Origin of the sequence: Agrobacterium sp. LR_9 (assembly GCF_041954855.1) — a bacterium.
GTDB lineage: Bacteria > Pseudomonadota > Alphaproteobacteria > Rhizobiales > Rhizobiaceae > Agrobacterium > Agrobacterium leguminum.
Map to the genome: position 1 here is coordinate 1 of NZ_JAVAYA010000011.1, position 25022 is coordinate 25022.

A 25022-nucleotide genomic window follows, 5' to 3' on the forward strand; every position below is an offset into this window, starting at 1 on the left:
GAACCGCGAGAGCACCGATTGCGGCAGCCCCTCGCCTTCCGTGCCGATCACCAGCGCCATGCGCTCGGACCGGGGAATATCGCGTATCTCCGTCTCCCCACCCGGCGAAAGGCTCCAGATAGCAAAACCGGCCTCGGAAAGCCGCTCCAGCATCTCCACCGCCCCGCCGCCGCGATGCCAGGGAACCGAAAGCACCGAGCCAACGGAAACGCGCAGCGCCTTGCGATAAAGCGGATCGCATGAGGTCTCGTCCAGCAGCACCGCATCGGCATAAAACGCCGCCGCATTGCGAAACATCGCCCCGAGATTGTCGTGATTGGAAATACCGCAGCCAACGAGCACCAGAGACGACGCAGGAAGTGCTGCCGTCATCTTTTCCAGTCCGCGATCCTGAACCCGCCGCCCGAGCGCCAGAATGCCGCGATGCAGGTGGAACCCGACGATGCCATCCAGCACCGGCGCTTCCGCTACATAAACCGGCACATCCGGCGGGAAATCGGCAAGGATATCCGCGACGCCCGAAAGCCGGTTTCTGAGGATGAGGATGCTCTCGGCCGCAAAAGCGCCGCCCGCTTTATGCGCGGCGGCCAGCATGCGCAGCACCACCGTTCCTTCGGCAATGAAGCGGCCCTGCCGCCCGGTCAGGTCGCGCTCGCGAATATCGCGAAAGGCGGCGATGCGCGGATCGGCCGGATCTTCGACCGGGATCAGCGCCCGCCCATCCAATAGGCTATTGGCCTCACTGGCCATCGACCGTCACATCGGCGAGGAACCGGCCGGCCGCGACGTTGAAGACCAGCGCCTTGCGGGTGCCGTTCGCGAGCCGCCCGTAAAACAGCATGTCGCCGCCGGAATAACTGACATTATCGATGACGAAGCCCTGCGGCAGGCTGGCGGTGACGGCAAGCGGTCCGTTGCCGGTGGGAACGGCGAGGTTCGGCGCTTCGCTCTGCGTCTGGACGGCCTTCGACGGCCCCATCGCCTTGTAGACAACCGCACCGAAGACAGCCATAAGGCTGATAAACATCACGGAGCCCGACACGATCTGCAAACGGATCATCTTGCGGCGAACTTTTTCCATGGCCGGATCAAGCGGCTTGTCTTCCTGTTCGTCTTGCTCGATCTGCGTCATCGGGTTCCCTGAAATGCTGATGGATCGGAAAAATAAGAATGAACGACCCCTTTAAACAAGGCGGAGACGCAAGGAAAGTCCTGATTGCCGGGGAAGACGCCGAAGGCCGCCTCGATTCCTGGCTGGCAGGCGAAGTGGGCGACGACTTCTCCCGCAGCCGCCTGAAGGCGCTGATCGAACAGGGCGCGGTCTCCATCAACGGCCAGCCGGTGACGGAACCGAAAAAGAAGGTGCATCCCAAGGATCGCATCGAAATCGTCATGCCAGAACCGGAAGACCCGGAACCCAAGGGCGAGGACATTCCGCTCGACGTGGAATATGAGGATGAAGACCTGATCGTGCTCATCAAGCCCGCCGGTCTCGTCGTGCATCCGGGCGCCGGCAACTGGACCGGCACGCTGGTCAACGCCCTCATCCACCATTGCGGCGACAGCCTCTCCGGCATTGGCGGCGTCAGGCGGCCGGGCATCGTGCACCGGCTGGACAAGGAAACCTCCGGCGTCATGGTCGTGGCGAAGAACGACAATGCACACCGCCATCTCGCCGCACAATTTGCCGACCATGGCCGCACCGGGCCGCTGGAGCGCGCCTACAAGGCCGTTGTCTGGGGCCGCCCGCGCACCCTGCGCGGCACCATCGACGCAGCACTGGGCCGCAGCGCCGACCGCACCAAACGCGCCGTCAAGCACGAGGATTCGGACGATGCCCGCGAGGCGATCACCCATTACGAGGTGATGGAGCGTTACCATGAGCGGCCGGACGCCACCTGCCTCGCCTCCATGGTGGAATGCCGGCTGGAAACCGGCCGCACCCACCAGATCCGCGTTCACATGGCCCATATCGGCCATCCGCTGATCGGCGATCCCGAATATGGCGCGGCCTTCCGAACCAAGGCAAACCTTCTCGAAGAACCGGCAAAAAGCACCGTCCGCGGCTTTCCGCGCCAGGCCCTGCATGCCTATCTGCTCGCTTTCGAACATCCGCGCACCGGCGAGGTGATGGAATTCGAAACCGACCTGCCGGATGACATGGAAGCGCTGACCGCCGCATTGCGTGGCTGAAAACCTGTATGGCGCGGTCAAAAAAACTGCGCCATGCATTTCGCCGGAAGCCCCGGATAATAAAAAAAGATTAGCGGATAGCGATATTCCACAGTCGGTCCTTTTTATAGACCGCCCCAATTTCGCTTCAATCGTCACACCTCCTCGGCCCCGCAAAGCCTGAAATCGCCGCCGTTAACCGTGGCGATTTCAAGCCTGCCAAATAAAGCCGCAGGGACGCCATTCGTTCGATCCGCACCCGAACGGAACCGGCATGATGACGGGATCTATCGCATGAATATCGAAGACCGCCGGTTTATCTTTCAGGAGTTGCGCAGCGTCGAAGGCTATATCGACCCGCCCGATGCGCTCGTCTTTAAGGCGCTGTTGCAGGCCCAGACGAAAAGCGGCCTCCACGGCGGCATGGCGGAAATCGGCGTTTATTACGGCCGCTCCTATTTCCTGCTGCGCAAATTCGCCGGGAGGCAGGAAAAAGTGCTGGGCATCGATCTCTTCGATCTCGATCCGCCCGAAGATGGCAGCCTCGACCAATATGAACGCCTGATGGAAAACGGCCGTCGGCTGGGTTTCGCCATGGATGAGGACCTGATCATCAGGGGCGACAGCACGCAGCTGGCGCCCGCCGACATCACCTCCCGCATCGGCCCCGCCCGCTTCTTCAGCATCGATGGCGGCCACAACCTGCACCACGTGCTGGCCGATGCGAAACTGGCAATGGAAGTGATCGCGCCGCATGGCGTCATCGTCTTCGACGACACTTTCAATCCCGCCTGGCCGGAAGTGACGGTGGGCGTCGCCGATTTCCTGCGCACCCATGGCCACAGCCTGGTCTGCTTCGGCATGACGAAATACAAAACCTATGTCTGCCGCCGGGAATTTCACGCAACCTACGCGAACGCGATTGCCGCCGATCCCGATCTGCAGGCGCTTGCCCATGTGGAGACGCAGTTCCTCGGCTCCAAGGTTGTGCGTCTGCACAATCCCATGCGCCGGCGGGTAATGTATGAGCTGATGGTGCGCTCCGGCCTTGGCGGTTTTTCGGAACGAATCTACCGTTCGAAAGTTAAACAGGTCAAAGAAGGTGTCACTGGAACATAACGCATGTGTGAACGCAGCGTTCGCTTGAAACGCGGCGCGCGCGTACATATCTGTCACATGGGTTCGTGCGGGGTCGGTAACGACCCGCAGCTTACGGTGTGCCTCCGGCGGGTCAGTCGCCGATCAAAGAGGGTGCCGTTCCAGACCATAGATAAGGGGGTGCTTTATGGCCCGCAATAGTTTGCCTACGATTACAGCCGGCGAAGCCGGTCTCAACAGATATCTCGACGAAATCCGTAAATTTCCGATGCTGGAGCCGCAGGAAGAATACATGCTCGGCAAGCGTTATGCCGAGCATGGCGACCGCGACGCCGCGCATAAACTCGTCACCAGCCATCTGCGTCTCGTCGCCAAGATCGCCATGGGTTACCGCGGTTACGGCCTGCCCATCGGCGAAGTCGTCTCCGAAGGCAATGTCGGCCTGATGCAGGCGGTGAAGAAGTTCGATCCGGAGCGCGGTTTCCGCCTGGCCACCTATGCCATGTGGTGGATCAAGGCCTCGATCCAGGAATATATCCTGCGCTCGTGGTCGCTGGTGAAGATGGGGACGACCGCCAACCAGAAGCGTCTGTTCTTCAACCTGCGCCGGCTGAAAGGCCGCATCCAGGCTATCGACGATGGCGATCTTAAGCCGGAACACGTCAAGGAAATCGCGACGAAGCTTCAGGTGTCGGAAGAAGAAGTCATCTCGATGAACCGCCGCCTGCATGGCGACGCCTCGCTGAATGCGCCGATCAAGGCGTCCGAAGGCGAGTCCGGCCAATGGCAGGACTGGCTGGTGGATGACCATGACAGCCAGGAAGACGTGCTGATCGAACAGGACGAGCTGGAAACCCGCCGCCGCATGCTGGCGAAAGCCATGGGCGTGCTGAACGACCGCGAACGCCGCATCTTCGAAGCCCGCCGGCTTGCCGAAGACCCGGTGACGCTGGAGGAACTTTCCTCCGAGTTCGACATCAGCCGCGAACGCGTGCGCCAGATCGAGGTTCGCGCCTTCGAGAAGGTGCAGGAAGCGGTGCAGAAGGAAGCGCTGGAAGCTGCGCGCGCCTTGCGCGTGGTGGATGCGTAAGGCGACACGCGCCTGACGCCAATGCGCTGACCATGAATCATCCTCGGCCTTCGGCCGGGGATTTTTTGTTTGTAAAAGGCGGGCGATGGCAAATGGCCTGTCTCTGAGACCCGTGATTGTTCTGGAGGAAAAGCGGTAGGGAAAATATCCGCGCTTCGGAGTATGCCGCTTACTCCCTCTGCCCTGCCGGGCATCTCCCCCACAAGGAGGGGGATTGGCAAGACGCTCTACCGCCGCTTCATCCTTGACCGTTGAGTTGGCCGCGACCTCGCGGCATATCGATCTCCCCACCTGTGGGGGAGATGCCCGGCAGGGCAGAGGGGGGTAAGCCACACCCACCAGCACCAACTAACCCACCCATCACCCGCCAACGCAAAAACACCGCCGCAGCCATATAACGAAAAGGGCGGCCTGAGCCGCCCTTAAATCATCATTGACCGGTCGCTGGCGTTGCCGCCGCCCATTCGCTGAGCGCCTTGTCGAAGGCGGCGATGCCGTCATTGCCCTTTTGCAGGGTCAGCAGCGCACGCCGGCCGTTGCGGTAGGAAACCGGAATGTCGATCCAGTTACGGCTCTTCAGAAGCTCCAGATTGGTCTTCATCGCATCCGGGAAGTCGTTGAGCGCGATCATGTGGAAATCGTCGGTGATTTTGGCCGGAACCGCGATCAGCGCGTTGCCGCGATCCTGCTCGGTGCTCTTCATCGCGATGCGCTGGACGCTGTCGATAGCGCCGCCTTCGAAGCCGGGCGAAACCGAGAAGACGATCTCGATCAGATGGCTGGCCGGCAGCGACGGATCGGTATTGCGCTTGAAGGTGATCAGCGCGCTGAGGCCACGGCCGGGAACGGTGATCTGGCCCTGCACGGTCGGAGAAGGCTTGCCCTCACCGTCATTTTCCTGCTGCAACGACCAGGAAACACTGCCCTGAATGGCGGTCGGCACCGTCTGGCCCAGCACTTCCTCATAAAGGAACATGCGGTCGCCGGCAGCGGCGGCAGGCTGCTGCGCCGGCGGCGTGCCGGCAGGCGTTCCAGCGGGCGCACCGGCATTGTTGGCCGGAGCCTCGCCCGCAGGCGGCGGCGCGACATTCTGTTCATAGACCGACTGGCCTTCGGCGGTGACCGGCTGGCCGTTCGCACCGGCGGCAGGTCCCTCGTCACGCTCGGTGCCGTCGGCCAGAAGCCGCTGGGTGAACTTGGTGCCGGTGACGGAGCCGTCATCGCCATGGGTCGGGGCCTGATGGTTGGTCGGGGTTGTCGGCTGCTGCCCCGTGGCGGGCGGCTGCTGGGTCGCCGGCGGTGTCGAAGTCTGCGCCTCACCCGTGCCGTTCGAAGCCGTCTGGCTGGTGCCGCCGTTCTGTGCGGAACTGACCAGCCCGCCGACCATATCGTTCAGCGCATCGCGGTTCATCCACACGGCATAACCGCCGCCGGCAAGCAGCGCCACGCCCACAACGGCCAGAACCAGCGACGCATAATTGCGGCGCGGCTTCTTCTTGACCATATAGGCGGGCGTTGCGGCGGCAGCGCCCACGCCATTCGTTTCGCCCGAAGCCTGACGGGTGGAGGACGACGCGCCGTCATAACCGATCAGCTCGTCCAGATCGTCCCAGGGCGTGCGTTCCTTGTTGTCCTTTGCCGCTGCCTGATCGCCGAAGAGATCGTTATCCGCGCGCGGCAGCGCCGGCGCGTCCTTGGCGGGAATGGCAATATCCGCATCCTGGAAATAGGACGAGAAATCCTCGACCACGGCCGCCTTTTTCGGAGCCTGCTCTTCCGGCTGGCGATGGTCGTCAAAATCGTGCCGGCCGCCAAACGCCGGAGCATGCTCCACGGCGGCGGGGCCGAAATGGTCGTCCGCCTCGCGCCGCTCATCCTTTTCGTAAGGGGCGGGCTCGAAACTTACTTCCGGCTCCTGGTAATGCTGGGCGGCATAACCGGCAACAAGCGGACGTTCGTCGGTCTCGTTGCGAACCTCTTCATATTCCTCGGCGGCCGGACGCACATCGTCGTCCTGCGCTTCATCGAGCTTGCGCCAGTCATCCTCATCCACCGGCTGAGCCCAATGGGAAGGAACGGAATCATCGGCAGCGCCGAGCGCCGTTTCAGGCTCCGGCTGGTGAGCGGGCTCTTCATCCGTCCGTGTGAAATAGGTGCCGACGGCTTCGTCGGAACCGGGTGCCGGGGCGGGAGCGGCATGAACCGTTTCCGGCGCATCATAAAGCTCTTCCGGCGCGCGGTCGCCATGATGCTGCTCCTCATCGGCAGCGGTGTCAGCGTGCCGGGGCTCTTCCTCTTCGGCCGCTTCTTCGTAAACCGGCTCCGATTGCGCGGGTTCAGCGGATGCCGGCTCTTCGTAGGCCGGCTCGTGCCGCGCCTCTTCCCGGTCGGCATCCTCTGCCGGCTCGGCGGCGCGGGCCTCGTCTTCGTCGGCAGCATCCTGCTGGTAATAGGATGCCGCCGTCTCTTCCGCGGCGGGAGAGACAGCGTCATCATCCTCCAGCGCCGGAAGCGCCTCGGCATATTCGCTGTCCACCTCGGCTATGGCGGCGTCCAGCTTGGCGATCTGCCGGCGCAACAATTCTTCCGGCGGACGTGGCTTCATATTCTCGAGTTGGCGCACAACCGCACTGCGCGCCTTGTCGTAAACCTTCGCCCGGTTTTCGGGAGTATTGTTCGCCAAGCCATCCACGGCCTTGCGAATGACTGCTACAAAATCCGCCATAAGCACTTTCTCGTCGTGACCGGCGACGTACCGGCCCGATATGGTTTATGAATCTAGATCGCCGAGGACATTAATCCTCAAACGGATCAGTCACAAGTATGGTGTCGTCACGCTCCGGACTTGTCGACAGAAGTGCGACAGGCGCCCCGATCAATTCCTCGACCTGACGGACATATTTGATTGCCTGAGCAGGCAAATCCGCCCATTTTCGGGCACCGACGGTAGATTCCTTCCAGCCTTCCAACGTGACGTAGATCGGCTCGACGCGCGCCTGCGCGCCCTGGCTCGCCGGAAGATGATCGATTTCCTGCCCGTCAAGCTTGTAACCGACGCAGATTTTCAGCTCGTCGAGACCATCAAGCACATCAAGCTTGGTAAGCGCGATGCCGGTAATACCATTGGTGGCGACCGACTGGCGCACCAGTGCCGCGTCAAACCAGCCGCAGCGGCGCTTGCGGCCGGTGACGGTGCCAAATTCATGGCCCTTTTCGCCCAGGAACTGGCCGATCTCATCGTTCAGCTCCGTCGGGAACGGACCTTCGCCGACACGGGTGGTGTAAGCCTTGGTGATGCCGAGGATATAACCCAGCGAACCCGGACCCATGCCGGAACCAGCGGCGGCCTGGCCGGCAACCGTGTTGGAAGAGGTCACATAGGGGTATGTGCCATGGTCGATATCGAGCAGCGAGCCCTGAGCGCCTTCGAACAGGATGCGCGCGCCGGCGCGGCGCTTCTTGTCGAGCAGCAGCCACACGGTTTCGCTGAACGGCAGGATGCGCTCGGCAATCGAGCCCAGCTCTTCCATGATCGTCTCATGCGAGACTTCGGTTGCACCGAAACCGCGACGAAGCGCATTGTGATGCGTGAGGATGCGATCAACCTTGGCGGAAAGCGCCTCCATGTCGGCGAGATCCATGACGCGGATGGCGCGGCGGCCAACCTTGTCTTCATAGGCCGGGCCGATACCGCGGCGGGTGGTGCCGATCTTGGTGCCGCTGTTGGAGGCCGCGTCTTCGCGCATGCCGTCCAGCTCGCGGTGCAGCGAAAGAATGAGGGTGGCATTGTCGGCGATACGCAGGTTTTCCGGGGTAACCTTCACGCCCTGCGCTTCCAGACGGCCGATTTCGGCGATCAGCGCATGCGGATCGACCACGACGCCATTGCCGATGACGGCGAGCTTGCCGGGACGCACGACGCCGGACGGCAGAAGCGAAAGCTTGTAGCTGATGCCATCGATGACAAGCGTATGGCCGGCATTATGGCCGCCCTGATACCGCACGACGACATCTGCCCGCTCGGACAGCCAGTCGACAATCTTGCCTTTGCCTTCGTCGCCCCACTGCGAGCCGACCACCACAACATTCGTCATTTCTTGCTTTCCTGCTCATGGCGCTTGCGCGCCCGATAACCCGATGGGAAACCCAAACCCGCGAATGTATACTGTGTTGTTTTACGGAAAGCGACCCTGTTTCTTATGGAGAATTTTGCTTTTTCCGTGACAAGGCGCGGATTTCCCGCATTATCTCGCCCCGTGGGGGCCAAGCGCGGGCGCAAGACCGCCATTCACCCCTTAGCCGTTTTCCCGCCCCGTGAAGAAGCGAAACATCAGCGTGCCCTCCAAAGCCTATATCGCCCTCATCATCGCCACGCTCTGCTGGGGCGGCAACACCGTTGCCGGCAAGCTCGCCGTCGGCCACATCAGCCCCATGGCCTTCACCTTCCTGCGCTGGGTCTTCGCCGTCGCCATCATCTTCGCCATTTCCGTGCCGCAGCTCATCAAGGACTGGCCGGTGGTGAAAAAACGCCTGCCCTATTTCCTCGTGCTCGGCAGCGTCGGTTATACCGCCTTCAACGTGTTTCTCTACACGGCCCTGCAACACACCTCGGCCATCAATGCCGCCGTCATCCAGGCCGGCATTCCCATGGTCATCTTCGTCTTGAACTTCATCCTGTTCCGCACCCGTGTGCTGTTCGGCCAGATCGCCGGCTTCTGCCTCACCATCGCTGGCGTCGCGCTTCTCGCCTCGCATGGCGATCCGGTCTCGCTGCTGCAACTGGAAATGAATGTCGGCGACGGGATCATGCTGCTGGCCGTGCTGGTCTATGCCATCTACACCGTCATCCTGCGCTGGAAACCGGCGGTCGACTGGCGCACGCTGATGGCCATTCCCGCCTTCTTCGCCCTCCTCACCTCGGTGCCGCTGATCTTCTGGGAAATCTCACGCGAGAGCGTCGTCTGGCCGGATCAGAAGGGCTGGGTGCTGGTGGTCTATGCCGCCATTTTTGCGTCGCTGATCGCGCAGATCCTCTATATCAAAGGCGTTGAACAGATCGGCGCCAACCGCGCCGGCCTCTTTATCAACCTCGTGCCGGTCTTCGGCACCCTGCTGTCGGTTATCGTGCTCAGCGAGACGCTGCACACCTATCAGATCGTCGCTCTCATCATGGCGCTGGCGGGCATTGCCGTCGCGGAACGAAAAAAATCGCCGGCTTCCTGAACCAACAGGGTCAGGAAAACCGGCGTAGTCTGGCAGGCATGAAAGAATGGAGCATCGGATCGCAAATCTTTCCGATGCTCGAACGAAAGGTCAGAGCGCGGTTTCGCGCTCAGCCGGAGAAAGGACGGCGTTGCCAAGGACGATATCGCCCTTGTCGGTGGTGACGATCAGCACTTTTTCGAGCGATCCGTCATTGTTCAGCGAAAAGGCAAGGCGCAGCGCGCTGGAGGACCAGCCGGCGCCGGCAAGGGCCGTGCGCTTGATGGCGGCGCAGTCACCGCAATCGCCAAGGCTCAACGACGGCGTTGCCGGAACATCGGTTGCAAAACCGGAGAAATAATCGTCGAGCGCGCCCATGGTGGCGTTCACATCGCGGTTGACGCGCAGCAGTTCCTCGCGACGCTCACCGGTTAGCGGCGCGGCGATGGTGGAGACGCATTGGCCAGCGGAAAGAACGCAGCCATCGAAACCGCCCCGCGCGGAAACACCAATCTGCGTCACCGCGGATTTCTCGACGGCGGCAAAACCGCGGGCAAAACCGGCAGCGCCAGCCGCATCGGCATGATTGGACATGGAAGCAACGGCAATTCCGCAGATGGCGGCAGCAATAATCTTCTTCAGCATTTCATACCCCGTTTGCGATCCGCCGGCTTGTGCCGGTCTCGATTTCTGTTGTGTGGAGCGTCTCTTTAAAAGGCCGCTCCCCGTCTGTGATCCCACAATGGCACAGCACTGTTTTCAGCTGCTTTAAGCCGATTGCTACAATTTTATCGGTTTTCATTTTTGTACAGCGGACAGCTTTTTTCGAATATGCGCCAACACCGTCACCGCGAATTCCGCGGCAACGTTGGGAAGCGATAAAAGAGGGCCGCATCGCTGCGGGGTATTAAAGTGTATTGCAGGGTTTGCAGACGATGCGGCCCCGGCTTGAAACATGTGACCCGCCCGCCAAACCGGTTCCTGTTTGGAGGATGGACATATGCCGGCCGCCTCAACCGTGACATCGGGAAACTCCCCGGTTTTGGCCGCCTGGCCCGTCCACCTTGCGCCGCGCGCACGCCTGATGACCGGGATGGGCCAAGTATAGCCGGGCCGGCGGGACCGTGGACGCGCGGGGATGAACGCTTCTTGAAAAAAGGCGCCCGGGAAGCGGCCTCGCCCCATCCCGGCCACAGGAATTTTCAGCGGGTTAACGCCCGCCCGATCGGCGGCATTTGAATTAACCTTGTCTTAAAACCCGACGTTAATGGTTAGCAATTTAAGAATAACGGAACGAAAGGGTTCCGTTATGCGTGGCGTATTTGCCGTTGTTTTTCTGATGCTCGTTCTGGCCGGCTGCGCCACCGCACCGTCGCAGGTGACCAATGCCTGTGCGATTTTCGAGCAGCGGAACGGCATCTTCAACAACTGGCGGCGCGATGCGAAAGCGGCCGAGCGCGAATTCGGCGTGCCCGTGCCTGTCATGATGGCGACGATCTACACCGAATCCGCCTTCCGCCCCTATGCGCGGCCGCCGCGCACCAAGCTTCTCGGTTTCATTCCCTGGACACGCCAGTCGAGCGCGTATGGCTACGCACAGGCGCTGGACGGCACATGGAGCGTTTACCAGCGTGAAACCGGCCGCTGGTCGGCAAGCCGCACCGATTTCACCGATGCCATCCACTTCGTCGGCTGGTATCATGCCAAGAGCCGGCGCGAAAACGGCATTTCGCTGAACGACCCCTATAATCTCTACCTCGCCTATTATTCCGGCCATGCCGGTTATGCGAAGGGCAGCTGGCGCAACAATTCCGCCGTCCAGAAGGCCGCCCGCCGCTCCGCCAACATGGCGCTGCGTTACGAGGCGCAGCTGCAGCAATGCGGATATCGCTGAGGCGGCAGCACAGGCGAATGCCGGCTTAACAGCCGGCATGGCGCAGACATTCAGCTAAGCGTTATAAGCCGCCAGAAAACCCCTGACCGCATCGATCTCGCCGGAGCGGATTTCATGTCCGCCCGGGTGCCACACGGTTTCCACCGTGCCGCCCTGTGCCTTGAGGCTCTGTTCCAGCGCCTTCGTCAGCGGCACGGGGCAGATCGGATCGCGCTCGCCGGCCGTGATCAACACCCGGCGCGAAGCCTTGGCGGGCAAGATTTTTGGTTCGAACGGGATGAGCGGATGCATCAGCACCGCCGCATCGAAAAGCCCGGGTTCTTCGATGAGCACATTGGCGAGAATATTCGCACCGTTGGAAAAACCGAGGCCGATGACCGGACCGGCCTGATAATGCTCCCGGTTCGCCCTGATGAAGTCCGCCATCTTGACGGTCGCCCGTTGAAGGTCGGCCATGTCGTAGACGCCCTCTCCCGTGCGCCGGAAAAACCGCGCCGCGCCATGTTCGGAGACATCGCCGACGGGTGAGAGAATAGTCGCCTCAGGCAGCAGGCGCGAGCCGAAATCGAAGAACTGGTTTTCATCGCCGCCGGTGCCGTGCAGCAAAACGAAAAGCGGTGCACCGGCAGCGCCGGCGCGGGATTTGTGGAAATAGCTGTCCCTGGTCATGGGAGGATCCTTTCTGAAAGGAAGAGGTTCAATGGCTTCCGCAAGGCCTCTTCGGCCAAGCGGAGCAATCATATGAAGCGAACGGACGCGGCTTGTGTCTTCTCCCCGCCGGGGAGAAGTCCCCGGCAGCGGGATGAGGGGGCAAGCTCTCCGAAATCCGGCAACGTTACCCCCTCATCCGACCCTTCGGGCCACCTTCTCTCCGCCGGGGAGAAGAAGCAGGTCGCAATGTCCTGCCAAGCGCTATTGAGAGGTTAAGCCGCCTTCTCGTCCCCCAGCGGCTCCAGATGCTCTTCAAGCGCGGAGCGCAGATGCGCGTGCTGGGTCGGCAGCTTCAGCGCCTCGCCGAGATGGGCGGTGTCCTCGTCGCGGTCGAAACCGGGCTCGTTGGTGGCCACTTCGAACAGCACGCCGCCCGGCGTGCGGAAATAGATCGCCCAGAAATAATCGCGGTCGATCACCGGTGTCACCTGATAGCCGGTATCCATCAGCGCCTTGCGCACCTCCAGCTGCTTTTCACGGTTTTCGACCGCAAAGGCGATGTGGTGCACGGACCCCGCACCCAGCCGCGCGCCAGAAATATTCGGCATGGTTTCGATGTCGATGAAGTCGGCACCGTTGCCGCCGGGAATACCGAGGCGCAGAACGCCATCCTGACGGCCCACTTCCTGATAGCCCATGAATTTCAAAAGCTCGGCCGTCGCACCTTCATCGCGAAGACGCAGCGAGGCGCCCTGAAAACCATGGATCGCCTGATCCGCACCGACGCCATTGCCGATCCATTGCGCGCGGTTGTCATCCCTGACCTCGACCAGCGCAAAACCGTCGCCATCGGGACCTGCAAAATGCAGGCGCTTGTTGCCGAAGGCTTCATCGGCCTTCAGGCCATCCACCCCGGCCTTGGAAAGACGGTCCTGCCAGTAGCCGAGCGATCCTTCCGGAACGGAAAACAGCGTCGTGCCCACCTCACCGGTGCCGGGACGGCCGCGGGCGATATGCGGGAACGGAAAGTAAGTCATGACGGAGCCGGGCGTGCCGACTTCATCGCCATAATAGAGATGATAGACGTCAGGCGCGTCGAAATTGACCGTCTTCTTCACCCGGCGCAGGCCAAGCGTATCGGTGAAAAAAATGTTGTTCTGGCGCGCGCTCGCCGCCATGGACGTAACGTGGTGCAGGCCCTTGATCTGGTTGAGCATGATAAACCCCTTTTGCCTGGCGGGCCTCACGGTTGGGGCCTGCCCTGTTCATGGCGTAAAGATGGGGTAACAGCGCTCTCAGGCATAGAGTGGACAACGGGAACGGATTGTTCCCGAATGATGAACGATAAAACCGACTGTTCAACGGGCCCGATAAGGCAGCTCAATGATCGTCGGCGACGCCCAGGGTCCAGTAGCCGACAGCGCGCAGCGATGCTTTCGGGAAAGCAATCTCGTCGGTGAGGAAGGATTTTGCCGCCCTCGCCTCGGATTTTTCGCAGGCGACAAAGACATGCAGACCGTCATGATCCGCGCTCCAGCCATGGTCGCGCAGCGCCTTTTCGATAAGGCCCGCGGTGCCGGCGGGCTTGCCGCGGCGATAAAGCCATGTCCACTCGACATTTGCCGCACAGACGATCTCCTGCCGCTCGGCTTCATCGTCGATCTCCGCATAGACGCTGAGTTTTTTGCCGGCCGGCATTTCGGCCGCCATGCGCAGCATCACCGGCAGCGCCGTCTCGTCGCCGGCAAAGACATAACGCTCGGCTTCCGGGCAAACACCGCTCGGGCCGATGATGCCGAGAACATCGCCGGGCTTCGCCGTCGCGCCGAAGGTTGCGCCCGGCATGTGGTCGCCCTCATGCATGACGAAATCGATATCGACTTCACCGCGCGCGATATCGCCGGAACGGATGGTGTAGACACGCCGTGTGAGAAGATCGTCGCCCGCCGGCCAGACGATGGCGCCGGTGGGCGCAAGATAAGGCCAGACCGGCGCGCGGGCCTGATCCGGCACCAGAAGCAGGCGCACATGCATGCCGCCGGTCAGCAGCCTTTCGATGCCGCTTTCGACGGAAACCACCAGCCGGCGCATATGCGGCGTCAGATTATAGGCGCGGGCGACCTTGCCGACGAAGAGATTGGGCAGCTCACGCTGTTGCGCGCCATGGCCGCTCCAGCGGAAATCCAGCCCCGTCTCGCCGGAGAATTCGACGATATGCTCGGCCACCATCGCCTTCACCGACATCAATATATGTTCGGAAATGCAGCTCACCCTTGCCGCGAAACGCCCGCCCTCGGCGCTGAAGCTGCCATGGCCATATTCCGTCTTGAACCGCACTGTCGCGCCTTCGCGTTCCATCTCCATATGCTCGGAAAAATGATCCTCGAAAGCATCGACAATCGACAGTGGATCGGGCAGCGAGACGGAGGTTTCGGCAGACAGGAGAGACACGGGCATAATCCTTCACTTTGCAGTCCGGTTATCTTTAATCCCGACAACCGCAAAGCGTAAAGGTATTTTATGAGTGTCTAGAGAAGGTTTTTGTCGCTTCCCACCGTTTCCGGCAATTGCCAGTCGATCGGCTGGCGGCCATGGGAGGCAAGAAAGGCGTTTGCCTTGGAAAAATGGCCATTGCCGAAAAAGCCGTTATGGGCCGAAAGCGGGGATGGATGCGGCGAGCGCAGCACGAGGTGCTTGCGCTGATCCACGAAGGCCGCCTTCTTCTGTGCATAGGAACCCCAGAGCAGGAAGACGACATGGTCGCATTCGTCGTTGACGGCGCGGATCACGGCGTCGGTGAATTTTTCCCAGCCCTGCCCCTGATGCGAGGCGGCGCGGGATTCCTCCACCGTCAGCACGCTGTTGAGCAGAAGCACACCCTGTTTCGCCCAGCTTTCCAGAAAGCCGTGACCCACCGGGCGAATGCCGAGATCGCTCTGCAATTCCTTGTAGATATTGACGAGTGAAGGCGGAATGCGCACGCCGGGCTGGACGGAAAAGCACAGCCCATGCGCCTGGCCGAGCCCATGATAGGGGTCCTGGCCTAAAATGACGACCTTGACCTCATCGAGAGGCGTGAGATCCAGCGCCCGGAAATATTCCGCACCCCTGGGGAAGATGCGCTTGCCGGCGGTCTTTTCGGCAAGCAGGAACTCCTTCAGCTTCAGCATATAGGGGCTGGCGAATTCACCGGAAAGAACGCGTTTCCAGCTCTCCTCGAGTTTGACGCCTGCCTCTGCCATGCCCGCCTCTCCCATAATCGCGCTTATTTGAACCGGTTACCGCGTTGCAGCACTTCGATCTTGTAACCGTCCGGATCGCAGATGAAAAAGTATTTCGCGAAAGGCTGGCCCTTATAATCGGCTTCGATGATTTTTCCGGGGGAAAGGCCGATCTCGGTGAAGCGCTGGTGCTCGCCATCCACATCGACCACGCTGACCGCAAGGTGACCATAACCATCACCCAGCGCATAGGGCACTTCGCGACCCCGGTTGACGGTCAGTTCCAGCTCGAAATCACCCTCGGCATTGCTGAGATAGATCAGCGTGAAGTTTTCGAACTCGGCGCGTTCCGTAACCTCAAGCCCGAAAGCCTGTTTGTAAAATTCCACCGAACGCTTTTCGTCCAGCACCCGGACCATCGAGTGGATCAGCTTGGCCATGGTGTTTTCCTTCTTCTTCCTGTTGACGGCCCGGTTATGCTCCGGGCATCGCGGCCAAGGGGATAAAGACAGTGTGCTTCGCTTTCAACCCTAAAGGCGCTCTGCGACAGGACGTAACGGCCCGATCACGGCAAATGTGATGGCAAAAACCCGTTAGTTTTTCCGGTGCGGTTGGGACCTGCGGCAACGAGACCGCATGGTTTTGGCTCTGCCGCTCTATCCTGAGTGTTGAACTCATGATACCGGCTAGGCATGCGCCTTTTATACCTCTGTCTTGGCTGGCTTATGGTCGCGACCGGCATTGTCGGCGCGTTTCTTCCCGTTTTGCCCACCACGCCGTTCCTGCTTCTGGCGCTCTGGTGTTTTTCCCGCTCCTCGCCAAAACTCGAGGCATGGCTGCTGGCCCACCCTAGATTCGGCCCTTCGCTGCGGCGATGGCGCGAACGCGGCGCAATCGCCCGCAATGCCAAGGTCGCAGCACTTTCCGCCATGTCCGTCAGTTACGCTGCTTTCTGGTTTCTGAGCGAGCCGCCGCCGCTGCGGGCCGCCATCGTCGCCGCCGTCATGCTCGGCTCCGCGCTTTTCATCGCCACCCGGCCGGAAAGCTGAGGCGAAGGACAGGCCCTTAACGGTGGCGCGACTGCGGCAGCACGTAAGGAATATGCCGCGCCGGCAGCCGGCCGACGACACCGCCAATGCCATAGACCCTTGCAATCGTCTCGTCGCTGATCGTTTCCAGCGAGGGGCCGCTCGCCGTCACCCGGCCGCCATGCATGACGATAAGTTGATCGGCAAATTCGGCCGCAAGGTTGAGGTCGTGCAGGATGGCGAGCACCAGCCCGCCGCCGCTTGCAAAGTCGCGCGCCGTTTCCAGCACGGCAATCTGGTGGCCGATATCGAGACTTGCGGTGGGCTCGTCGAGGAAGAGCGCCCGCGCCTCGCCATTTTCCATCGGGTTCGGCACCTGCGCCAGCGCCCGGGCAAACTGCACCCGCTGCTGTTCTCCGCCGGAGAGCATGTTGTAGGACCGCTGCTCGAAACCGCGCAGCCCGGCCTTGGCGAGTGCGCGGCGGGCCTGCTCTTCCGGCGCGCGGGAGCCTTGTGCAACAGCCCCCATCCGCACGATTTCGAGCGCGGTGAAAGGGAAAGCAAGCTGGGTGCTCTGCGGCAACACGGCCCTGAGACGGGCGAGCTGGACCGGCGTGAAGGCCGGCAGGTCAACGTTGTTATAGGTCACCGAACCGCCCTCGGCGCGCATCTCGCCCGAGAGAACCTTCATCAGCGTGGATTTGCCCGCACCGTTGGGGCCGATGATGACATTGACCTTGCCGGGCTTCAGATCGACGCTGACCGCATCGAGAAGCCGGCGGCCGGAGCGGATGAGGGTGAGGTTTTCGGCCCGGATCATGGCATGTTCCGCATGGAAAAACCGCCGCGTCCCAATAGCAGGAACAGGAAGACCGGCGCACCGATGAGCGCCGTGACGACGCCGATGGGCAGTTCCGCCGGTGACGCGACGGTGCGGGCGAAACTATCGGCCAGAAGCAGAAGTGCCGCCCCGCCAAGTGCCGAGGCCGGCAGCAGGAAGCGGTGCGACGGGCCGATGGCGAGCCGTAGAAGATGCGGCACGACGATGCCGACAAAACCGATGGAACCGGCCGCCGCCACGCTCGCCCCGCAGGCGGCGGCAACGGCCAGAATGACGATCCGCTTCAGCCGCTGCACCGGAATGCCCATGTGAAAGGCGGCGGCATCCCCGAGGATCAGCGCATCGAGCCCGCGGGCAACGAAGGGAATGATGGCGAGAACGACGATGATGAAAGGGAGGGTCGCGAGCACCTTGGCGGGCGTGGCCCCACCGAGCGAACCGAGCGACCAGAAGGTAATATCGCGCAGCGCCCGGTCATCGGCCATGAAAATCATCAGCCCCGTCAAAGCACCGCTGATCGCCGCCACCGCGATGCCGGCCAGAATGAGCGTGGTGGTGGAGGTGGCGCCATCCTTCGTCGCGATCAGGTAAAGTACCCAGGTGTTCAGCAACCCGCCGAAAAACGCCATCAGCGGCAGAAAATGCGGGCCGAAAAACACGGCGACGGTGGCAAGCGCGCCTTCCCCGAGAGAAATGGCCGCGACCGCGAAGAGCGCTGCACCCGAGGTGACGCCGACAATGCCGGGATCGGCCAGCGGATTGCGAAACAGGCCCTGCATCATCGCCCCCGAAACGGCAAGCCCCGCGCCGATCAACATGCCGAGCGCCGTGCGCGGCAGGCGAACCGCCTCAAGAATGACCCTGTCGCGCGCATCGAGCTGATCCGCGCCGCCGGTGAAATAGGCCCAGAGTTCGGACATGCCGACGCCCGTGGGTCCGCTGACCAGCGACACGCCACAGGCAAACAGCAGGATGCCGACGAGCACGGCGAGGGTGACGACCCCCTGGCGGGATCTGTCGCCCGCAACCCTGCCTTCAGCGGAACTCAAGGCGGCAAGGCTCACGGCTTCACCACCTCAGGATAGAGCTTGGCTGCCAGCTCGCGGCCCGCAGCAGGCGTGCGCGGACCAAAACCGATGAGATAAAGCCCATCCATGCTGATGAGCGCCTTGCTGGCGGCAGCAGGCGTGGACTGGAAGGCCGGCAGCGCGAAGATCTCTTCCGCCTTGGCGGCATGGTCGCCGCGCGCCATGGTCAGCACCAAATCGGGTGCCGCGGCAATGACCGCCTCATCCGTCAGCGGCTTGTAACCATTGATCTCCTGAGCCGCATTGATGCCGCCTGCCATTTCGATGATCGCGGCGGCTTCTGTATCCTTGCCCGCCGCCATGATGCGGCCGCCGGCGGTGGAAAGCACGAAGAGAACCCGCTTTCTGCCCTTTTCCGGCACGGCCGAAACATCCCTGGCGAGCGCATCGAGCCCGGCCTTGGTCTCGGCAGCCAGCGCCTTCGCCTTGTCAGAAAGACCGACCGCCGCGCCGACATCCTCGATCTTTTTGGGGATGGCGTCGCCGCTCGGCGGCGTATCGACGGTGACGAAAGGCACCGCACTCGCCTTCAGGATGGCGATGACATCGGCCGGGCCGGACCCGTCCTCAGAGAGGATGAGATCGGGCTTCTGCGACAGGATGCCTTCCGACGAAAGCGCCCGCATGTAACCGATATCCGGCTTGGCAAATGCATCTGCCGGATAGCTGCTGGTGCTGTCACGCGCAACGACGCGGTCTCCTGCGCCCAGCGCATAAAGGATTTCGGTGACCGTGCCGCCCACCGCGACAATGCGTTTCGCTTCCGGATTGCCCTTGTCCGAAGCCATGGCGGCAGGTGCGGCAAAGGCGATTGCGGCGGGCACGAGAGAGGCGAAAACAAAGGAACGAAGGCGGGAATTCAACATGGCGCTATCCTGAAACACGACCCGGCGCGGCTTTCCCTGCGCCAATTAATCTTGAGTTCTTTACACATGTTTATGGGCGGCGCAATCGATAAGTGGAGTAAATTTGTTCGCTTTGTCGTGAACCCCTTTCCAACCTCCCCGCGGCTGGATATCCTGACTCAAACTGGAAACTTAAAGGGAGAATTTCATGTTTATCGCAATGAACCGTTTTCGTGTCGTGCCGGGTTATGAAGAAACCTTCGAATCCATCTGGCGCGAGCGCAAATCGCATCTGAGCGAATTGCCGGGCTACATCGAATTTCACATGCTGAAAGGCCCGAAGGCAGATGACCACACGCTTTATGCCTCGCACACCGTCTGGGCCACCAAGGACGATTTCCTCGCCTGGACGAAATCCGAACAGTTCCGCGCCGCCCACGCCAAGGCCGGCGAAAACCGCGGCAAGGTGGAATATCTCTCCGGCCCGCATTTCGAAGGCTTCGACGTCATCATCCATGAAGACAAGAATGGCGAACGCCGTTCGATTGCCGCCTGAGGCCGCCCGATGAGCATTGCAGCCCAAAAGACCGACGACGACAGGCAGGCCCGCGCCGCCGCTGCGCTCGCCGAAAAGCCCGATGGCATCGTGGAGGCCATCGCCGCCAAGGCCGAGGTGACGCCGGCCGAAATTCTGGCGATCCTGCCGGAAGGTGCCGCCGTTTCCGCTGCCGCCGACCGCTTCGACGCCATCTGGAACGAGATGCGCGGCTGGGGCGAAGTCCTGATGATCGTGCAGACCGGCGATATCGTGTTCGAAGTGCCGGGCCACCTGCCGGAAGGCAGCGAAAGCCACGGCTGGTTCAACATCCACGGCGACAGCCCCATCGGCGGTCACATCAAGAAGGACAATTGCGCCGGCATCACCTTCGTCGATCGCGGCTTCCACGGCCGCCGCTCCTGTTCCGTCTGGTTCATGAACGCCGCCGGCAACGCCATGTTCAAGATTTTCGTCCGCCGCGACGAGAACAAGGAACTGCTGGCCGGGCAACTGGCGAAGTTCGAAGCGCTGCGGGACGGTTTCCGCGGCTGAGACCCGTGGGGAGGCTGCCAGCTGCCTCCCCACTGCTTCCATAATCGCACGCGTCATCATTCGCCCGGGACCTCTCCGGATGACGCGTGAAAAAACAACCACCGGTTCATCGCCCGTTCAGTGCCGTTTTTTATCATCCGCTGAAATTCGAACGGCACCAGCACGGAGCAAGCACCATGACCGACCGCCAACCTCTTCTTTCTCGCCGCAGTTTCGCCGGGCTTGTTGCGCTTGCGCCGCTTTTTGCAGCGGGCGGCGCGGCTGCCGCACCTGCAAGCCTGCGCGGCAGCGTTTCCTATCGTGAACGCATCGCCCTGCCGCCGGGCGCGACCGTTACGGTGCGTCTGATCGACGTTTCGCTTGCGGATGCGCCCTCGCAGACGATTGCCGAAACCACCATTCGCCCCCGTGGCCAGGTGCCCGTACCCTTCGTGCTGCGTTATGATGACCGAGACATCCGTGGCCGCCGCTCCTATGCGCTGAGCGCCGAAATCCGCGACCGCGACCGGCTGCTCTTCACCACCACCCGCCGTTATTCGGTGCTGACCGGCGGTCGCGACGATACCGACCTCGTGCTGGAGCGCGTCGGCGCGGGCCCGGGTCGGCCGGAGCCGGAAGCCGGTATCGACGGGCGCTGGCTGGTGCAGGACATCCGTGGCGAGCGGGTTCGCGGCCGCCGTCAGGCGACGCTGGAAATTACCCGCGAGGGCCGCGTTTCGGGCAATGCCGGTTGCAACGGCATCGGTGGCGAGGTGAAGATCAGCCGTAACCGTATCGATTTCGGCCGGATGATTTCCACCCAGATGGCCTGCGCGCCTGACATCATGCGCCAGGAACGGCAGTTTATCGAAGCGCTGGAAGGCGCCCGCTCCTTCAGGCTGGAGCCGCGCCGGGGCACGCTCGAACTGCTCGACGGCCGCGGCCGCACGGCGATGCGCCTGCGCCGCGCCTGAGGCCGGCAACCTGCCGCAACACCCTGCGTCGCCGTCCTGGCCCAACGTGCTGGCCATGGAACATTCCATGTCGCTTCCGGCACGGCGCGCTGCCTTTTCCCGCCCTATGACTTTGGCTGCGTTCGTCTTGACGCTTTGCTCCGCCGCAGAGCTGCGCTATGGAACGCGCCAAACTGCGCCGGTTGATGCCGGTGCGACGTCTTTGAGGGAAAACGAATGACATCCTATGTTCTGACCGTAGCCTGCAAATCGACCCGTGGCATTGTGGCTGCGATTTCCGGTTATCTGGCGGAAAAAGGCTGCAACATCGTCGACAGTTCGCAGTTCGACGACCTCGAGACCGGCAAGTTCTTCATGCGCGTCTCCTTCATCTCCGAAGAAGGCGCCACGCTTGAGGCTATCACCGACGGCTTTAAGCCGGTGGCGGAAAAATTCGGCATGAAGGCGGATATCTATCCGGACGGCCAGCGCATGAAGACGCTGTTGATGGTCTCCCGTTTCGGCCATTGCCTCAACGACCTGCTCTATCGCTGGAAGATCGGCGCATTGCCGATCGACATCGTCGGCGTCGTCTCCAACCATTTCGACTACCAGAAGGTCGTCGTCAACCACGACATTCCCTTCCACCACATCAAGGTGACGAAGGAGAATAAACCCAAAGCCGAAGCTCAGCTAATGGACCTGATCGAGACCAGCGGCACGGAACTCGTCGTACTGGCGCGCTACATGCAGGTTCTTTCCGACGATATGTGCCGGAAGATGTCTGGCAAAATCATCAACATCCACCATTCCTTCCTGCCCTCCTTCAAGGGCGCCAACCCCTACAAGCAGGCCTATGAGCGCGGTGTGAAGCTGATCGGTGCCACGGCCCATTACGTCACCGCCGATCTCGACGAAGGCCCGATCATCGAGCAGGACACGGTGCGTATCACCCACGCACAGAGCGCCGACGATTATGTCTCGCTTGGCCGCGATGTCGAAAGCCAGGTGCTGGCTCGGGCCATCCACGCCCATATCCACCACCGCACCTTCATCAACGGCAACCGCACCGTCGTCTTCCCGCCAAGCCCGGGAAGTTATGCTTCCGAGCGGATGGGGTGAACCCTTCGTCATTGACGAAATGACAACCACAGTTTACATTGCGCCATGCTCACGATCCGGGAAACAAGCGAGTTTGCCGACTGGCTGGCGGGTCTGCGCGATGTGCAGGCGCGCGCCCGCATAGCACGGCGCATTTACCGGCTGGCGGACGGCAATCCCGGAGACGTGAAACCGGTTGGCGAAGGCGTCAGCGAACTCAGGATAGACCTTGGACCCGGATATCGGGTCTATTTTGTCCGGCACGGCGATGTCGTCATCATATTGCTGTGTGGCGGCGACAAGGCATCGCAGTCCCGCGACATCGCCAGAGCCAAGAAACTGGCCAGAGCGCTCAAGGAGTGAGACCATGCCACTTGTGACACGCGATTACGATGCTGCCCGCTACCTTGATAGTGACGAAGCGCTTGCCGCTTACATCGCCGACGCCACAGAAAGCGGCGACGCACAGGAGCTTGCCCATGCGCTGGGCGTCGTGGCGCGGGCCAAGGGTATGACTGACCTTTCGAGGCAAACTGGCCTTCCCCGCCAGACCTTGTACAAGGCGCTGAGCGGCGAGGGAAATCCCGAATTGGCGACGATTGCCAAGGTCGCCGACGCGCTGGGCTACAGGCTCTCGCTGGTGGCGAAATCGCCTGCAGACACAGCCGCCTGATAAACCCGGCGGGCTACGGCGCCTTTTCCACGCCACCAAACATCACCCGCGCCCTCAACCCACGCCCCTCCGCGCCATCCTCCAGCGTCAGCCGCCCGCCGAACAGCCCGGCGATCTCTTCGATGATGGCGAGGCCGAGGCCGGCGCCGGGGGCGGCGTTGGCTTCGCCGCGGGCAAAGCGCTGGCGCACCATGGCGCGTTTTTCCGGGGGGATGCCGGGGCCGTTATCTTCCACTTCCAGCCAGACGGCGTCCGTCTCCTTGCCGACGCGGACGGTGACTTCCGCGCCACGACCGGCATAGTTGATGGCATTGGAAACGAGATTGCCGACCAGTTCGCCGATCAGGAGCGGCTCGGCTAGAATGGCGACCTCCCCCTCGCCTTCGAAACCGAGATCGATGCCGGCTTCGGCCGCACGCGGCACGAAATCGGCCGTCACATTCTGCGCAACGGCCACGAGATCGATTGCGGAAAAATCATGTTTTTCGCTGGAGCCGGCGGCATCGATATTGGCCATGCGCAGCAGCTGGGCGAGGATATGTTCGGCATGGGCCACGGACGCCCCGCCCTTCAGCGCCGCCGCCTGCGCTTCCTCAAGGCTTGCGGCGCGGGCTGAAAGCGCAAGCTGGGTGCTGATGATGGCAAGCGGTGTGCGCAGCTGGTGGCTGGCATTGCCGGTGAAATGCCGGAGCGCGTCGAGCGCCGATTGCAGCCGCACCATGAAGGAATTGACCGTTTCCACCAGATTTTCCACCTCCACCGGCACGGATTGATGGATGGGGTGCAGGTCGTTCGGGCTGCGCTCGGCAATCGCTTCGCTGAGCCGGTAAAGCGGCCTGAGCGAAATCGTCACCGCGATCCAGACGATTATCGCCGCCCCCACAATCATCAACAGCAGGCGCAGCGCCGAGCGCAGGATGATCGCCTGCGCCAGCTGGCTGCGGGCAATGGTGGTTTCGGCTACCGTTACGGAAAAAGGCACGGAATTGATGCCCGTGGAAGCGAAACGGCGGATCGCAGCGATGCGGATCGGCTCGTCGCGGAACACGGCATCGCGATAGGCAGGGATATCGCCCGCCGGGTTCTCCACCGTCGGCAGGTTCTGGTAGCCGGTCAGGAATTGCCCGTTCGGCCCGTCGACACGGTAAAACACCCGGTCCTGTGCGGCCGATGTCAGCATTTCCAGCGCCACATAGGGAATATCGACTTCCAGCGAGCCGTCCTCGGCCACCACCACCCGCTCGGCAATGGCAAGTGCGGAACCGGAAAGCACCCGGTCGGAGACGACATTGGCGGTATTGACCGCCTCACGCCAGGTATCGGTCAGCGCAACGCAACCGATAATGGCGGTGGAGATGAGAAGCCAGCCTAAAAGTCGCCGCCTGAGCGAATAGGCGGCCTGTCTCATTCAGCCATCTCCGGCAGCTTTTCGAGATAATAACCGATGCCGCGCGCCGTTTTCACCGTCAGCCCGTGCGGCGCGAGCCGCTTGCGCAGGCGGCTGACATATTGCTCGATGGCATTGGCGGAAATATCGTCGTCGAAGCCGGTCAGCGACTGCACGATGGCCTCCTTGGCGACGACCTTGCCGGCCCGCATGAACAGCACTTCGAGCAGCGCCACCTCGCGCGCCGGAATATCGAGCGGACGCCCATCCGCCGAAAAGGTGCGGGAATTGAGATCGAAAAGCACCTTACCGAAACTCAGCGCCGAGGAGCGCAGCCCGGCGTTGCGGCGCAGCAGCACCCGCACCCTCGCCTCGAATTCGGTGATGTCGAAAGGCTTGATCATGTAGTCGTCAGCGCCGAGATCGAGCCCCTTGACCTTTTCCTCCGGCGTGCCGCGCGCCGTCAGGATCAGCACCGCCGCCTTGTCCTGGCGCGAACGCATGGAGCGCAGTACCTCGATACCGTCCATTTCCGGCAGGTTGAGATCGAGAATGACGAGGTCGAAACTTTCCGCCGCAATCGCCGCATCGGCGGAAGCGCCATCGGATACCACATCCACGGCATAACCGCTGCCGCGCAACAGCGCCGACAGCCCCTCCGACAGCACCTGATTGTCCTCGACCAGCAAAATACGCAAATCGTCCCTCC

At 61.9% G+C, this 25022-nt stretch carries 27 protein-coding genes; 12 read left to right on the forward strand and 15 right to left on the reverse strand.

Features of this window, described 5'->3' with window-relative positions:
* Positions 1–750, reverse strand: a 750-nt coding sequence (locus RAC79_RS14005; RefSeq protein WP_374997172.1) for a TrmH family RNA methyltransferase, incomplete at its 3' end; no start/stop codon positions are given.
* The gene (locus RAC79_RS14010) at positions 740–1132 is read right to left on the reverse strand and encodes a hypothetical protein (RefSeq protein WP_059754555.1); all 393 of its coding nucleotides are present in this window, start codon (positions 1130–1132) and stop codon (positions 740–742) included. The genes RAC79_RS14005 and RAC79_RS14010, both read right to left, overlap by 11 nt.
* A gap of 38 nt (positions 1133–1170) precedes the next feature.
* Here RAC79_RS14010 and RAC79_RS14015 point away from each other — a divergent pair, with 38 nt between their 5' ends.
* The 3 genes from RAC79_RS14015 (at position 1171) to rpoH (ending at position 4360) form a co-directional block, all read left to right on the forward strand.
* Complete coding sequence (locus RAC79_RS14015) at positions 1171–2193, forward strand: RluA family pseudouridine synthase (RefSeq protein WP_174039617.1); 1023 nt, start codon at positions 1171–1173, stop codon at positions 2191–2193.
* A gap of 273 nt (positions 2194–2466) precedes the next feature.
* Positions 2467–3291 (forward strand): class I SAM-dependent methyltransferase, encoded by an 825-nt coding sequence (locus RAC79_RS14020; protein ID WP_080856721.1) that lies wholly within the window; start codon positions 2467–2469, stop codon positions 3289–3291.
* Between the two features lie 166 nt (positions 3292–3457).
* Positions 3458–4360, forward strand: coding sequence for an RNA polymerase sigma factor RpoH (gene rpoH / locus RAC79_RS14025; protein ID WP_003522581.1), 903 nt, complete (start codon positions 3458–3460; stop codon positions 4358–4360).
* A 430-nt stretch (positions 4361–4790) separates the two neighbouring features.
* Here rpoH and RAC79_RS14030 read toward each other — a convergent pair whose 3' ends face one another.
* Positions 4791–7085 carry a hypothetical protein gene (locus tag RAC79_RS14030; protein ID WP_174039618.1) on the reverse strand — a complete coding sequence of 765 codons (2295 nt, stop codon included), beginning with the start codon at positions 7083–7085 and terminating at the stop codon, positions 4791–4793.
* 70 nt (positions 7086–7155) lie between these two features.
* Complete coding sequence (locus RAC79_RS14035) at positions 7156–8454, reverse strand: adenylosuccinate synthase (RefSeq protein ID WP_003522583.1); 1299 nt, start codon at positions 8452–8454, stop codon at positions 7156–7158.
* Positions 8455–8695: 241 nt separating this feature from the next.
* On the opposite strand from RAC79_RS14035, the gene RAC79_RS14040 reads away from it, so the two are divergent.
* Positions 8696–9583 carry a DMT family transporter gene (locus RAC79_RS14040; protein WP_174039619.1) on the forward strand — a complete coding sequence of 296 codons (888 nt, stop codon included), beginning with the start codon at positions 8696–8698 and terminating at the stop codon, positions 9581–9583.
* Positions 9584–9673: 90 nt separating this feature from the next.
* On the opposite strand, the gene RAC79_RS14045 is transcribed toward RAC79_RS14040, so the two are convergent.
* Complete coding sequence (locus RAC79_RS14045) at positions 9674–10207, reverse strand: transglutaminase-like cysteine peptidase (RefSeq protein WP_174039620.1); 534 nt, start codon at positions 10205–10207, stop codon at positions 9674–9676.
* Positions 10208–10871: 664 nt separating this feature from the next.
* On the opposite strand from RAC79_RS14045, the gene RAC79_RS14050 reads away from it, so the two are divergent.
* Positions 10872–11456, forward strand: a complete 585-nt coding sequence (locus tag RAC79_RS14050; RefSeq protein ID WP_003522586.1) for a transglycosylase SLT domain-containing protein — start codon at positions 10872–10874, stop codon at positions 11454–11456.
* 54 nt (positions 11457–11510) lie between these two features.
* On the opposite strand, the gene RAC79_RS14055 is transcribed toward RAC79_RS14050, so the two are convergent.
* From RAC79_RS14055 to RAC79_RS14075, 5 genes are all read right to left on the reverse strand, one after another.
* Positions 11511–12125 (reverse strand): alpha/beta hydrolase, encoded by a 615-nt coding sequence (locus RAC79_RS14055; RefSeq protein WP_174039621.1) that lies wholly within the window; start codon positions 12123–12125, stop codon positions 11511–11513.
* Positions 12126–12379: 254 nt separating this feature from the next.
* Positions 12380–13324, reverse strand: a complete 945-nt coding sequence (locus tag RAC79_RS14060) for a VOC family protein (protein ID WP_142844939.1) — start codon at positions 13322–13324, stop codon at positions 12380–12382.
* Positions 13325–13487: 163 nt separating this feature from the next.
* Positions 13488–14564 (reverse strand): siderophore-interacting protein, encoded by a 1077-nt coding sequence (locus RAC79_RS14065; protein WP_142844940.1) that lies wholly within the window; start codon positions 14562–14564, stop codon positions 13488–13490.
* Between the two features lie 71 nt (positions 14565–14635).
* Positions 14636–15349 carry a uracil-DNA glycosylase gene (gene ung, locus RAC79_RS14070; RefSeq protein WP_142844941.1) on the reverse strand — a complete coding sequence of 238 codons (714 nt, stop codon included), beginning with the start codon at positions 15347–15349 and terminating at the stop codon, positions 14636–14638.
* A 23-nt stretch (positions 15350–15372) separates the two neighbouring features.
* Positions 15373–15768, reverse strand: coding sequence for a VOC family protein (locus RAC79_RS14075; protein ID WP_142844942.1), 396 nt, complete (start codon positions 15766–15768; stop codon positions 15373–15375).
* Between the two features lie 252 nt (positions 15769–16020).
* Here RAC79_RS14075 and RAC79_RS14080 point away from each other — a divergent pair, with 252 nt between their 5' ends.
* Positions 16021–16377, forward strand: coding sequence for a YbaN family protein (locus tag RAC79_RS14080; RefSeq protein WP_059754575.1), 357 nt, complete (start codon positions 16021–16023; stop codon positions 16375–16377).
* Positions 16378–16393: 16 nt separating this feature from the next.
* Here the strand turns inward: RAC79_RS14080 and RAC79_RS14085 are convergent, their stop codons facing one another.
* From RAC79_RS14085 to RAC79_RS14095, 3 genes are read right to left on the reverse strand one after another with little or no spacing between them, the layout of a single operon-like run.
* Complete coding sequence (locus RAC79_RS14085) at positions 16394–17176, reverse strand: heme ABC transporter ATP-binding protein (RefSeq protein WP_142844943.1); 783 nt, start codon at positions 17174–17176, stop codon at positions 16394–16396.
* The gene (locus RAC79_RS14090; RefSeq protein WP_142844944.1) at positions 17173–18261 is read right to left on the reverse strand and encodes an iron ABC transporter permease; all 1089 of its coding nucleotides are present in this window, start codon (positions 18259–18261) and stop codon (positions 17173–17175) included. Before RAC79_RS14090 ends, RAC79_RS14085 begins: the two co-directional genes overlap by 4 nt.
* Positions 18258–19151: a hemin ABC transporter substrate-binding protein gene (locus tag RAC79_RS14095; RefSeq protein ID WP_142844945.1), complete on the reverse strand. Its 894-nt coding sequence runs from the start codon at positions 19149–19151 to the stop codon at positions 18258–18260. The genes RAC79_RS14090 and RAC79_RS14095 overlap by 4 nt, the downstream gene beginning before the upstream one ends.
* 187 nt (positions 19152–19338) lie before the next feature.
* On the opposite strand from RAC79_RS14095, the gene RAC79_RS14100 reads away from it, so the two are divergent.
* The 6 genes from RAC79_RS14100 to RAC79_RS14125 all read left to right on the forward strand — a co-directional run bounded on the left by RAC79_RS14100 (position 19339) and on the right by RAC79_RS14125 (position 22926).
* Positions 19339–19686 (forward strand): antibiotic biosynthesis monooxygenase, encoded by a 348-nt coding sequence (locus RAC79_RS14100; protein ID WP_003522597.1) that lies wholly within the window; start codon positions 19339–19341, stop codon positions 19684–19686.
* A gap of 9 nt (positions 19687–19695) precedes the next feature.
* Positions 19696–20220: a heme utilization cystosolic carrier protein HutX gene (gene hutX, locus RAC79_RS14105; RefSeq protein ID WP_080856731.1), complete on the forward strand. Its 525-nt coding sequence runs from the start codon at positions 19696–19698 to the stop codon at positions 20218–20220.
* A 176-nt stretch (positions 20221–20396) separates the two neighbouring features.
* Positions 20397–21173 carry a YbaY family lipoprotein gene (locus tag RAC79_RS14110; protein ID WP_078051920.1) on the forward strand — a complete coding sequence of 259 codons (777 nt, stop codon included), beginning with the start codon at positions 20397–20399 and terminating at the stop codon, positions 21171–21173.
* 216 nt (positions 21174–21389) lie between these two features.
* A complete protein-coding gene (gene purU, locus RAC79_RS14115) occupies positions 21390–22274 on the forward strand; it encodes a formyltetrahydrofolate deformylase (protein WP_174039622.1) in 885 nt (294 codons plus the stop codon).
* A gap of 45 nt (positions 22275–22319) precedes the next feature.
* Positions 22320–22616 carry a type II toxin-antitoxin system RelE/ParE family toxin gene (locus tag RAC79_RS14120; protein ID WP_035263680.1) on the forward strand — a complete coding sequence of 99 codons (297 nt, stop codon included), beginning with the start codon at positions 22320–22322 and terminating at the stop codon, positions 22614–22616.
* A 4-nt stretch (positions 22617–22620) separates the two neighbouring features.
* On the forward strand, positions 22621–22926 hold the full coding sequence (locus tag RAC79_RS14125; RefSeq protein WP_026363923.1) for an addiction module antidote protein: 306 nt from the start codon (positions 22621–22623) through the stop codon (positions 22924–22926).
* 13 nt (positions 22927–22939) lie between these two features.
* On the opposite strand, the gene RAC79_RS14130 is transcribed toward RAC79_RS14125, so the two are convergent.
* Complete coding sequence (locus tag RAC79_RS14130; RefSeq protein ID WP_174039623.1) at positions 22940–24334, reverse strand: sensor histidine kinase; 1395 nt, start codon at positions 24332–24334, stop codon at positions 22940–22942.
* A complete protein-coding gene (locus RAC79_RS14135) occupies positions 24331–25011 on the reverse strand; it encodes a response regulator transcription factor (RefSeq protein WP_003491888.1) in 681 nt (226 codons plus the stop codon). Before RAC79_RS14135 ends, RAC79_RS14130 begins: the two co-directional genes overlap by 4 nt.
* Positions 25012–25022: the final 11 nt, after the last annotated feature.